Source organism: Helicobacter fennelliae (genome assembly GCF_900451005.1).
Classification (GTDB): domain Bacteria; phylum Campylobacterota; class Campylobacteria; order Campylobacterales; family Helicobacteraceae; genus Helicobacter_B; species Helicobacter_B fennelliae.
This window is the reverse complement of the sequence record NZ_UGIB01000001.1, coordinates 479,296-491,941: the sequence shown is the minus strand read 5'-3', so window position 1 is coordinate 491,941 and position 12,646 is coordinate 479,296. Positions and strand designations below refer to the sequence as shown.

Annotated in this window: 10 protein-coding genes; 1 reads left to right on the top strand and 9 read right to left on the bottom strand. The window is 39.0% G+C overall.

Translation table 11 applies throughout. The annotated features are described in order from the left end of the window. Window positions 1-40: 40 nt before the first annotated feature. The 8 genes from DY109_RS02375 to DY109_RS02345 all read right to left on the bottom strand — a co-directional run bounded on the left by DY109_RS02375 (window position 41) and on the right by DY109_RS02345 (window position 9,359). Window positions 41-1,909: a hypothetical protein gene (locus tag DY109_RS02375; protein ID WP_023947705.1), complete on the bottom strand. Its 1,869-nt coding sequence runs from the start codon at window positions 1,907-1,909 to the stop codon at window positions 41-43. Between the two features lie 58 nt (window positions 1,910-1,967). Then, window positions 1,968-2,171, bottom strand: coding sequence for a hypothetical protein (locus tag DY109_RS02370; protein WP_115737754.1), 204 nt, complete (start codon window positions 2,169-2,171; stop codon window positions 1,968-1,970). 19 nt (window positions 2,172-2,190) lie between these two features. After that, window positions 2,191-2,967, bottom strand: a complete 777-nt coding sequence (locus DY109_RS02365; protein WP_023947709.1) for a J domain-containing protein — start codon at window positions 2,965-2,967, stop codon at window positions 2,191-2,193. A gap of 469 nt (window positions 2,968-3,436) precedes the next feature. Further along, window positions 3,437-3,580 (bottom strand): hypothetical protein, encoded by a 144-nt coding sequence (locus DY109_RS11290; protein ID WP_023947711.1) that lies wholly within the window; start codon window positions 3,578-3,580, stop codon window positions 3,437-3,439. A 157-nt stretch (window positions 3,581-3,737) separates the two neighbouring features. Continuing rightward, window positions 3,738-5,192 carry a 2-methylcitrate dehydratase gene (prpD, locus tag DY109_RS02360; RefSeq protein WP_023947714.1) on the bottom strand — a complete coding sequence of 485 codons (1,455 nt, stop codon included), beginning with the start codon at window positions 5,190-5,192 and terminating at the stop codon, window positions 3,738-3,740. A 17-nt stretch (window positions 5,193-5,209) separates the two neighbouring features. After that, window positions 5,210-6,337, bottom strand: a complete 1,128-nt coding sequence (locus tag DY109_RS02355) for a citrate/2-methylcitrate synthase (protein WP_023947716.1) — start codon at window positions 6,335-6,337, stop codon at window positions 5,210-5,212. Next, window positions 6,334-7,224, bottom strand: a complete 891-nt coding sequence (gene prpB / locus DY109_RS02350; protein ID WP_023947718.1) for a methylisocitrate lyase — start codon at window positions 7,222-7,224, stop codon at window positions 6,334-6,336. The genes DY109_RS02355 and prpB overlap by 4 nt, the downstream gene beginning before the upstream one ends. A 224-nt stretch (window positions 7,225-7,448) precedes the next feature. Beyond that, window positions 7,449-9,359, bottom strand: coding sequence for a propionyl-CoA synthetase (locus DY109_RS02345; protein WP_115737753.1), 1,911 nt, complete (start codon window positions 9,357-9,359; stop codon window positions 7,449-7,451). A gap of 281 nt (window positions 9,360-9,640) precedes the next feature. Here DY109_RS02345 and DY109_RS02340 point away from each other — a divergent pair, with 281 nt between their 5' ends. Next, window positions 9,641-10,567: a hypothetical protein gene (locus DY109_RS02340; protein ID WP_115737752.1), complete on the top strand. Its 927-nt coding sequence runs from the start codon at window positions 9,641-9,643 to the stop codon at window positions 10,565-10,567. Between the two features lie 531 nt (window positions 10,568-11,098). On the opposite strand, the gene DY109_RS02335 is transcribed toward DY109_RS02340, so the two are convergent. Beyond that, the gene (locus DY109_RS02335) at window positions 11,099-12,637 is read right to left on the bottom strand and encodes a flagellin A (RefSeq protein ID WP_115737751.1); all 1,539 of its coding nucleotides are present in this window, start codon (window positions 12,635-12,637) and stop codon (window positions 11,099-11,101) included. Window positions 12,638-12,646: the final 9 nt, after the last annotated feature.

The window sequence follows — 12,646 nt, the reverse complement described above, 5'->3', positions numbered from 1 at the left end:
TATAAACTCTCTGATAAAAGCTGTTGATTTGAAAAAGTGATTAGTTTTGAATAAGATAGATTCTGGAATCTATAAAAATATCCTTTTTTGAGAGAATCTGCAATTCTTGTTCTGGAATAGGATATTGCGTTATCAAATACACTTGTTTAAATTCTTTGACTTTTTTGATCGCATCATCTACATTATCAATAAAATAATACTTACGAAAATCGCTAAAATAAGGAATGATATGACAAGCAAGATAAGAAGAACGAACATTATAGATTGTAGGAATTTCAATATCATCTTTTTCTTGTAAAACAAACTCCATTCCATACATTCTTGGCTCTGGAAACTTCAAAAATCCAATCTCTTGATAATATATCAATCCACCAAGGAGCACTACCCCTGCGCTAATGCCTATTTTTGTGTATTTTTTGGCTAGATACGGGACAAAAACAAGCACTACGACTAACCCCACTAAAGGCAAAGAAGCTACCACATATCGCAACATTTTCCAAGGAGCCAAATATATAATAACAATTCCAAAAGCAAAACCCACCACAATCAAAACCAAAAACATTACAGCATTTTTGCTCTGCATAAAAGCTTTGTCTTTTATGAATGGCTTAAAGACAAAAAGCATAAAAAGCACAATAAGTGTTATAAAATTAAACAGATGCACATGTAATATTTCAATATACGCGTCCAAGGAGTTTGTAAGATTAGAAAATGTAGCATTGCTAACCTTAGATGTCGCAGAATGCGCATGACCGCCAAAAAACCCACGCGAATAAAGAGGAAATAACAGCTCACAACCAACAAGTGCTACTACACCGACACAACATAACACTTTAAACTTGCTAGGCTTATGCTCTCTTAAAGTCAAAAATCCAATGATTCCAAAGCACAAAGCCACAAAAACAATCATAAAATAGCCTGATAGCAACAATAAACTCGTTACAAGCACAAACAAACCAAGAAATTTGAAAGAATTTTTCTGATTAAAATAAAACAAAGACAACATCAAACAAAAAGCCAGAAGTAAGCATTCTTGCAATGCATATTCTCGCATAAAAAGAGTATTTGAAACGCTCGCACCATTTAAAAACACCACACCCAAAAACAATGGAACAAGATAATTAAAGCCAATAAGTTTCCTTACAAACAAAAACCCAAATAAAAAAGATAAACAATAAAAAGCAATATTAAGTCCTATGCCTCTTTGCATAATCCACTGCAAATCTCCTGTCTGCACCCCGATATTCCACAATCTAAAAAGCGTATAGTAGAGATTTGTATGCGCATGCGCGTCGCCATTATTTGTAAGATAAAGGTTTTTAATATCAATAAAAGCTGAAGCAAAGCTCTTATCTCTCCATAATTCCTGCTCCTTGATTGTTTTGCCAAATTCATCATAATAAATTTTATCTTGACACCCATCATTACTTAAAGCCATACAGCCTTTTGAGCTTGATGCAATAGCAATACTCCATGCCTCATCGACAAACAAAATCTCTTTTTGATTTGCATAATAAAACCGCATAAACAAGCCACAAACAAAAATAACCCCGCACATACACAATAAGATTTTTGTATTGGGATAATTTTGAGCAAATGGCACAATAGGTTTAGATTCTGAGATTTTAGAAAAAGGAAAAAGTCGCCTAGATTCTAGCTTTAGCAACCCAAAATATAGCAGTGCTAGCAAAATAGGAAAAATATAAATACTCAAAATCTGCATACATATTGACTTCCATCGCACCTCAATAGCATAGTCTAACACACCAAGCATATCGCCTTGTGTTAATTTTTTTGTTGTTATCAAAGTATAATGATGAGCGCGATTATGATTTTCTAAACTTAGAATTTCACTCTTATCAATATGTGCTGCTATGGTATCAATCGGATTAGAAATGGGTGTAAGCAAAATATTTGGAGCTTGTGGGCGAAAAATATTTGTATAAAACTTAAGTTTTATATCATACTTATAAAACGCCTTTGGGGGGGGGGGTGAGCAAGCTTATTTTTGCAAAATCCTCTGGAGATTTTTCTAATTGATTCTTAACAATCATCTGCGCTTCATATGCGCCGGATTTTGATTGTATCTCCAAATAAAACACACTTCCCAATGCAATCAAGCATATCGCACTCCAAATACCAAAACATATTTTTATATATTTGTTGCCCATTATTCTGCTTCCAAAAGCCTTACGCGATTGTTCTTTTTGTGTTTTTTATCATCTGATAGGCTTGTGAGATTTTATTAAACCGATCTTGATATACCTGAATCGTGTATTCATCTTTGCCATGCGCATTATCTGGGTGAAAAAGCTTCGCAAGCTTTAAGTATTGCTTTTTGATATTTTCAAAGTCATCATTGTATTTTGCATTCAGTTCGCTATAACTTTTGCGAAGCAAATATTCCTCTCTTGTGAGAAATGAATCGCTAGATTCTGGTTTTTGGTATTCAAACTCCAAAGCGACATTATGGATAATCCTAGAGCTTACAAGCTCCATGAGATCCTCCCACATTGATTGGCTGTATCCGACACCATTGATACAAAATTCATTTTCCATTTCATATACGATTTTATTGCCAAAAATCGTGCGGATATAGCGTTTGGCGACACGATTATCCTCATCTAAGCGTAAAATCACTTGACCGAGATTTGAGAGGTGGATATGCACTTTGACTTTTTTGAGCATATCATTTGGGCTGATGATTTTTATGCGGATTGGCAGATAGCTATGCTTTAAAATCTCCTCCAAATCAACCCCATCAGTGCTTTGCAAAGTCGCATGATATGTCCAGTTGATTAGATAATCCTTCTTAAATCGCTCCCCATCATCAAGAATCAGTAAAGAGCTTGATAAATGATACCGCTTTGAGAAATGCTTTGACGCATAGTCCAAAACCTTTCCCAATATCTTTGTATCTTTAAGCAATTCGATTTGCACATACCGATCACAATACCTAATATTCATTCCTACTCTTTTATGTTCTTTAGCTTTGAAGCAGATATTTTAACATATTTATTCTTTAGCAAGTTTTATTCCTTTGCTTGATGAGCGATGATTAAAATATCTTTTTTGCTATGAATTGTTATTTTTCATTTCGACTTTTTTGAGAAAAATTAAAATCTAGATTCTATATTGTTTTGACGCACTCTACTCGTCATTACTTAAGCTTTCGCAGAAAGCGAAGAATCCAATCAATACACATACATAAGACATCGCATTTTTCTTTTATCTATTTTTGACTGGATTGCTTCGTCCTATCGTCCTCGCAATGACAAACCCGCCACTCAATTGCGAGCAAGGTTTATCCTTGCGTGGCAATCTATAAGAATCTACTTTTAGATTCTAGATTCTAGTCAGGTGTTGTTGTCATTTTTAAGTGCAAGCGTTGCAATCCAAGAAACACAAAATCTAATGTGAATTTAGATTCTGTGTTTTACAAAAATATTGCGTTGTTTTTATTTTGGCTTTTTGTGAGTTTTTTGGATTCTTCAGTCGTTTTGCCTTGCAAAATTCTTTCAGAATGACAAAGAGTAGAGCTTGTCAAAAAGCTAGAATCTAAAATAAAATACTTTGCCACCTTTGTTATGTCTTAGGCTTGCCAAAGAATCCAGAAAAACAAAACATCTAAAATCTAATTTTTGTGTCTATGAAATTATGCAGAATCACATTTAGATTCTGCATTATAAGTGGCTGTATTATTGCTTATAATTTTTGCAATTTCACCTAATTTATAATCACCCAAGCCAAAACAAATCGCTAAATTCATTGAAATTCATAGATTCTAGGGTGTTTTGATCATGGCAGATTGATAGGATTTTTGCGCATTGTTTTGGGCTAAGTTTTACAGCTAAATTGCCTTTAAACTTCTCTATCAAAACAGGAATGCCCTCATCTCGCCTTCTTTTGTGTCCTATTGGGTATTCTACCTCGATTTTTTGGCTTTTTGAGCCGTCTTTATAAAAGATTTGCACAGCATTAGCGATACTTCTTTTATCGCTTTGTAGGTATTCTTTGGTATATCTCTCATCAACTTCAACGACCATTTTTTCGCGCAATGCATCGATTCTCTTGTCTTTGGCTACGCTATCTTCGTAGTCATCAGCCACCAAACGCCCAAAAATCAAAGGCACCGCGACCATATATTGAATGCAATGATCCCTATCGGCAGGATTAGCAAGCTCGCCTACTTTGTTGATGATTCTGTGTCCGGATTCTTGCGTGGTGATGATGATTTTTTCGATAGAATCTAGTTGATCTTTGACTTCATTATGAAGTTTGAGCGCGGCTTCTACTGCGGTTTGCGCGTGGAATTCAGCAGGAAAAGAGATTTTAAATAGCACATTCTCCATTACATAAGTGCCAAATTCTTGAGGAATGGTGAGCTTTTGCCCTTTCATTTTCACATCTTCATATCCCCAAAATGAAGCACTCAAAGCAGATGGATAGCCCATTTCACCAGTTTTGGCTTTTAGGGCTAGATCCACACCTCTACTTGAAGCATCGCCAGCAGCCCAGCTTTTGCGACTTCCTGTGTTTGGAGCGTGGCGATAAGTCCGCAAAGCCCCGCCGTCAATAAATGCATGCGAGACGCTATTTCGGATCTCTTCAAAATCACAACCCAAAAGCTTTGCAGCCACAGCACTACTTGCAATTCTTACAAGCAAAACATGATCAAGCCCAACTTTGTTAAAGCAGTTTTCAAGTGCCAAAACGCCTTGAATCTCATGCGCTTTTATCATAGCTTTTAGCACACAGCCCACTTTCAAAGGCGCTTTGCCCTCAGAAATGTTTTTGCGACTGATATAATCTGCCACCGCCCAAATCGCTCCTAAATTATCGCTTGGGTGTCCCCATTCAGCTGCGAGCCATGTATCATTAAAATCTAGCCATCGCACCATAGCACCGACATTAAATGCCGCGCGTATAGGCTCAAGCTGATATGAAGTGCCGGGTATTTTTGCGCCTAATGGACGAAATTCAGCTCCTTCAACGCTTGGTCCCAAAAGCTTCGTGCAAGCTGGGTATTTCAGAGCCAAAAGAGCGCAGCCCAAAGTATCCATAAGACAATATCGCGCTGTTTGCATAGCCAAATCACTTGTGATTTCGTATTCGCTCGCGTATGTTGCGATTTTTGTCAAAAGTGCATCAAAATCAGGTCGTTTTGCTTCTAAGATTCCCATATTATTCATTGTTACTCCTTTGTCGTTTATCGTTTGGTTATATGTGTAAATTCTCTAGGTTCTGGTCCTATGTATGTGCTACTTGGACGGATTAGCTTGTTGTTTGCCCTTTGCTCTTTGATATGAGCGCACCAGCCACTGACGCGACTTATGATAAAAATCGGCGTGAAATAATCTGTCGGAATCCCCATAAAATGATATGTCGAAGCACTATAAAAGTCCGCATTTGGTGGCAAGTTTGGCTTTTTTTCTTTCATGAGATTTTCTATCGCTTCACTGACTTCAAAGAGCAGTGTATCGCCACCAAGCCTCTTGCTCCATACCTTGATGAGTGCGTTTCTAGGATCGCCACCAAGCCCATAGATTCTGTGTCCAAAGCCCATAAGCAATTCTTTGTTTTCTAGTTTTTTATTGACACCTGCAATCGCAGAATCTACACTTGCAAAGCTTTCGATAAGGTGCATTGCAGCCTCATTTGCCCCTCCATGCAAAGGACCTCTCAAAGCCCCAATCGCTGCAGCCACACAGCTAAAAATATCGCTTTTTGTCGAAGCACAGATTCTAGCTGTGAAAGTTGAGGCGTTAAATTCATGCTCTGCATACAAGATAAGCGAGCAGTGCATAGCTTTGATAAATTCTTCTTTTGGGGTTTTAAGCTTGAGCTTTTCTAAGAAATATCCCGCTATACTTTTTTGATCTGAATCAAAGCTAATCTCCTTGCCAAAATTTGCATAATGATGCCAATAGCAAAGCACGCTAGGTAGTACCCCCAAAAGCCTGATAATTTTAGAATCTTGATCGCTAAAGTTATTTTCTTCCGACTCTACACTTCCCAAAGTCGCTACCGCAGCTTGCATAAGATTCATCGGGTGCGCGCTTTTTGGTATGGCTCTTAAAACCGCTTTTAGATTCTCATTTAAGCTTCTTTGCGCGATGATTTGCTCTTTGTAATCCTCTAACTCTTTATTATTTGGAAGTTTGGCGTATTGCAAAAGATATGCCACTTCTTCAAACTCACAATTTTGTGCCAAATCCTCAATCGCATAGCCATAATAATTCAGCCCATTTCCAAGCCCGCAAGTGCATATCGCACTCTCACCAGCTACAACTCCAGCCAAACCGCCTGTTTTTTTCTTTGCTTCGCTCATACTCATTTTTTGCCTCCTTTAAATAATTCATCAAGTTTGTTTTCAAACGCGTAATAATCAAGCGTTTGGTAAAGCTCCTCGCGCGTTTGCATAATCTCAAGCACATCTTTTTGGTGTCCTTTTTCTAAAATACTTTGATAGACAAGTTGCGCGGCGCGTCCCATAGCGCGATTTGCAGAGAGCGGATATAGCACCATAGCAATACCAACTTCTGCAAGCTCTTTTGCGCTAAAATACGGCGTTTTGCCAAATTCTGTGATATTTGCTAGCACGGGCACTTTGATGAGGTTTGTAAATTCTTTATACTCTTCTAAAGTATGGATAGCCTCTGCAAATATCATCTCCGCACCCGCTTCCACATACGCTAACGCTCGCTCAATAGCTTTTTGTTGTCCTTCGCTTGCGTGTGCGTCTGTCCGAGCCATCACCACGAAATCATTATCGATTTTTGCGTCCATTGCGGCTTTTATCCTATCGCACATCTCTTCTTTGCTGACAAGCTCCTTGCCCGGTCTATGCCCACATCTTTTTTGTGCGACTTGATCCTCGATATGCACAGCCGCAGCACCAGCTCTTGTCATTTCTTTGATTGTTCGTGCGATATTAAACGCCCCGCCAAAGCCTGTATCAATATCAACAAGCAAAGGCGTATCCACGCGTGAGGTAATGCGTCTGACATCAATACACACATCTTCAAGCCCTACAATCCCAAGATCTGGCAGTCCATAGCTTGCACTTGCTACTCCACTTCCTGAAAGATAAATAGCCTTATGCCCTAGCTTTGTAGCTTGCAAGGCTGCATATGCATTGACTGCGCCTACGATGATAAGCGGTGAGCTTGATTGCAACGCTTCTCTAAAACGTTTGCCTGCACTTTGTGTTTGGTTTTTCATTGTTTCTCCTTTTTTGAGTTATTTAGATTCTAGAGTAAATTTTAGCTTTTAAGCGATTTTGCGGGAGATTTGAAATTTTTAGCCTGCGATGAACGCTTATGTTCTATCTTGTCTAAAAATTTCTGCACAACCCACAAACTCATCTTAAAATCTAAAATTTGAGATGTTTCGTTTTAGATTCTAGATTTTAGATTCTATGCAAATTCAAGAAGCGTAAAGAAATCCTAGAATTTACTAGAATCTAGCTTTTTTGGATAGCCTAATTTATGGATTACCCCCTCGCAATTTCTCAAAACACTTTCGTTTTCAATAGTTGCTGGAATCTTAAAATCCACTCCATCAGCGATTTCTCGAAGCGTTTTTCTTAGGATTTTGCCACTTCGTGTTTTGGGTAATGCCTCAACCACGCAAGCGATTTTAAAACACGCCACCGCTCCGATTTCTTGTCTGACTAATGCCACAACGCCTTCAACTATGCCATCATGATCTCTTTCTATACCGTTTTTAAGCACGATAAAGCCCATAGGAATTTCGCCTTTGAGTTCATCATTCACCCCGATAACTGCACATTCTGCCACATCGGGGTGCTTGGCTATGATTTCTTCCATTTCTCCGGTTGAGAGCCTATGCCTTGCGACATTGATGATTCCGTCCATTCTGCCTAAAACATACACATAGCCGTCTTTATCGATATAGCCTGTATCGCCCGTGATGTAATATCCCGGAAACTGATCAAGATAGCCTCGGCGGTATCTCTCATCATTCTCCCAAATTCCCATAAGGCTTGCAGGTGGCAAAGGAAGTTTGAGGCATAATGCTCCTTTTTTGTCGTGTTTGAGTTCTTTTCCGTTTTCATCAAGCACTTTTAGGTTAAAGCCGGGCATTGGCTTTGTAGGGCTTCCGGGCTTGATTGGTTGAGGTTCAAGCCCTAAAGGATTTGCCACGATCGCCCAGCCTGTTTCTGTTTGCCACCAATTATCAATCACAGGCTTTTGGGTAACTTTTTGTATCCATTTGAGCGTATCGCTATCACATCGCTCGCCGGCTACAAAAATCGCCCTCAAACTCTCAAGATTGAAGTTTTTGAGCCATTGGGCTTTTGGATCTTCTTTTCTTATCGCACGAAACGCAGTAGGCGCAGAGAAAAGCACATTGATTTTATGCTCTTCTACCATTCGCCAAAACGCCCCCGGATTTGGTGTGCGCACCGGTTTGCCCTCATAAAGCACCGTTGTAGCACCATTCATCAAAGGACCATATACGATATAAGAATGCCCCACAACCCAGCCTACATCAGAAGCAGTAAGTATGACATCGCCGGTTTTGACATTATAGATATTATCCATAGACCATTTCATCGCCACAGAATGTCCACCATTTGAGCGTATGACGCCTTTTGGTGAGCCTGTCGTGCCCGAAGTGTAGAGGATATACAGCGGATCAGTAGCATCTACGGGCACAGGATCGACTCCTTTTGTTTTTTCCTCTTCGCTTTCCCAATCCACATCACGCCATGGCAACATATTTGCTTTAAACTGCGGTCGTTGCCAGATGATACAAGTAGTGGGTTTGTGGCTTGATTTTTTGATCGCTTCATCTAAAATAGGCTTGTATTCTATGATATTGCTTACTTCTATGCCACAGCTCGCACTCATCACCACGCGCGGTTTGGCGTCTTCTATCCTTGCGGCAAGCTCGTGTGCTGCAAATCCTCCAAACACGACACTATGAATCGCGCCAAGTCTCGCGCAAGCAAGCATAGCAATCACAGCTTCAGGAATCATAGGCATATAAATCACAACCCTATCGCCTTTGACAACGCCTTTATTTGCCAAGATTCCGGCTACTTTTGCGACTCTATCGCGAAGTTTTTTGTAGGTGTATTTTTTCTTTGTGTCTGTTACAGGCGAATCATATATCAATGCTATTTGATCGCCCTTGCCATTGTGAATATGCAAATCAAGGGCGTTGTAGCAGGTATTCATACAGCCTCCAACAAACCACCTATAATGCTCTCCGCTTGAGTCAAGCACTTTGTCCCATTCATTATACCAATGCACCTTTTTAGCGGCTTCAGCCCAGAATCTCTCTGGGTCGCTAATGGATTCTTGATAAGTTTGCGCATAAATACTCATAAGCTCACTCCTTTTTTCAAGTTGTTCTTTGATTATAGGTGCAAGAATGCAAAAAAGCTATGCCAAATTTGGTTACATCGCCTTTGAATTTGTAACTAAAATTTAAAAAATGTATAAATTTTGTGCAATTTTTGAGAATTTGTCGAGTTATTTACACAAATTTTTCATAATATTTTTCAAAGCAAGGGCATTTGTTTTGTTACAAAAAGTAATTATTGAATTTTGAGTAAAAAAATCAAGTGGTAAATTAGACAAAAACAAGCAAAAAATAAGGTAGAGAAATGCTAAATTCCAAAGAAAGATTGTTTGAGATTTTTAAAAAATCAGGCTTAAGCTTGAGTAAGTTTTCTTTTTTGCTTGGAAGAGACAGGAGAACGATTGCGAATTGGCTTGAGAGCGATCACAAAAAAGAGCTTGATGATGGCATAAAATCCAAAGTTTGCGAGCATTTTCGCTACCCAAAAGAAATTTGGAAAAGCGACAATACGCATTTTTACTCGATATTAAACAACCTCAATAATGAAGAGATAAAAATCATAGATGAAGGCTATGAAGGGGGATTAAAATATATTTTTGAAAACGAAAATGAAGGCTCAATCATACTTCATGCTACCTTTCCAAACCCAGCTTATCGGGATTTTATTATGCCTTTTGTGTATCAAAACATCGATAGCGAAGAGGTAAAAATCGCGCGCAAAAGGCGAGGTGAAAAGATTCGGGATTATTCTTTTGTGGTGAGTGAGTGGTATAGCATAAAGGCTTTGCTTGAATTTTGCTTCTCGCCGATTGGGAATTTTTATTCAAAAGAGCAAAAAATCGCGATTTTGGAATTGATGATCCACACTTTTAAGGATAATTTCAATAAAACTCTTTACTTCTTTGACTCATATGATAAGAAAATCTATGGGTTTGAAATGTTTTATCTCTCGATTAATATCAAAGAAAATTTGATGTTTTTTAAAGTTCCGCTTGATATGCTTATCGTTGAGATTCGCAATACTTCCTTGATCCGCAGAATCCACCATTACTACACAAACGCCCAAAAATGCCCCGCTCACATCAACCCAAAAGATTCGTGCTTTATTATGGAGATTTTGCTTGCGTGCTTGATGGAGGATTTGGATCTTATCCAAAGTTGCAAAGTTATAAGCCAAAAAAGCGAGTATGGAGAGCTTTTTTTCAAAAGTATAAGTGCGCATCAGATTTGAATCTAGAATCTAAATTTCCATGTGATCTAAATCCTCTCTTTTTGCTTTTTTTTGTAGATTGCTTCGTTTAGCTTATCTTGTTTTATTTTGGCGACGCACGATATAGTGCGACTCACTGCTAAACTCGCAAAACTACAAAAATGAGCTAAAAATAGAGAATTTCTTTATACTCTTTTTGTGTTTGCATGGATTCTACTAGAATCTGTCATTTTTGTCGTCATTGCGAGGCTTCCGCTAGGAAGTCGTGGCAATCCATTTTGACTAGATTGCTTCGTCCTATCGTCCTCGCAATTGAGGGGGCGGGTTTGTCATTGCGAGCGAGGCAGAAGCTAAGCGTGGCAATCCACTTTTAGATTCTTAGATTCTGAATTTTTTGTTTGCATTTCAAAATAACGCGGTTAGTTTTAAGTTTTTAGATTGGTGCTTTATTAATAGATTCTGTGTTTGGTGTATGTTTAGTGTATTGGAATGATAAAAATTGAGAAAAATATAAAAATAAAAAGATTTAAGCCCCAAAAGGAGCTTAAAGCCTTAAGAAAGAAGTCTTAAGATGTTTTGTTGAGCGGCGTTTGCTTGGCTCATCGCATAGCTTCCAGATTGAGCGAGGATACTCAATTTGTTAAACTCTGCAGACTCACTTGCAAAATCCACTTCACGAATTTGACTTTCAGCCGCTTTGACATTCACTTGAGTTACGGTGATGTTATTGACTGTCGCAGTGAATTGCCCTTGCACAGAACCAAGATCCGCGCGGATTTTGTCAAGCATTTTTTGAGCAGATTCTGCGATATCCATAACGACCATTGCGCCTCGTAATGTCGTAACACCAGCACCTAACACATCATTACCCTCAGCAATAGCGTTATTTTCATTTGCACCAGCAGCAGATCGCACAGATTCATTAAAGAAACCCAAAACATCACGGAGATTGACAATGGTTTCAGCAGCATTTTGGTTAGCTCCAAATCCAGTTGCACTGATATTTGTCCCAGTGATGATGATGTCGTGAGAATCGAGTCTTGTCAAAGAAAGGCGACCATAATTTACAGAGCCTGTGCCAGCTAGATCTTGACCATTGATTCCAGAGATCGCTAGAGTGCCTTGTTGTTGCCCACCAGCTCCACCACCTTGTTGGTTGACTTTGACTTCAATTCCGCGTCCATCGATACTTCTAAGATTCAAACGACCTTTATTATCTGTGAATGCTTCTACACCTGTTTCAGAGCTTGCAGCATTGATTGCTTGCACCAAACGACCATCGCTATCAGCTTGCTTGATACCGAGAATATCACCGATTGTAAAGCCATTGATAACCATTCCGCGGATCTCACCAGCTTTGACTTCAGAATCTGAAGTTGAGAGCACAACTGCGTTTGCGCGGATTCCGCTTCTATCGGAGCTTTTGTTGATGATTTCAGCGAGGTTTCCTAGACCTGTGCCAGCAGAAGTTGAGATTTTGACAGTTTCAAGTTGCACGTCATTAACTCCATCAACTTGTCGGAATTTCAATGCAACTTCACCAGAAGCTGTAATCATCACACCTGTTTCTAAGCGCACTTGCCCGATTTTGTCAGATGTTGTAGCTCCGATTGATGCTTTGATTGATTGGTTTGAATACGCACCAACTTGGAATTCTTTGTTTGTCCATTGACCAGAAAGCAAAGCTTGTCCGTTGTAAGATGTTGTATTACCGATATAATCCAACCCTTGAATCAAACGAATAATGTCGCTTTGGATAGCCTTTCTTGAGTCTTTGGTTTGTCCATCTTGTGCGGCTTGTGTCGCTTTGACTTTCACTGTGTCAAGGATTTTAAGCATTTCGTCCATTGCCTTATCAGCGATTTGAATGATACCGATACCATCATTTGTGTTGCTGATTGCTTGACCTAGAGCACTTGCTTGACTTCTTAAGCTATCAGCGATAGTCATACCAGAAGCATCATCTGCTGCTTTGTTGATTCTAAGCCCTGAGCTTAATTTTTCCAAAGAATTTTTAAGACCTAATTGTGTGCCTACACCTGAAGCATGTGCGTTAAGCGCATTTATGTTTGTGTTAATTTGAAAAGCCATTTGTAACTC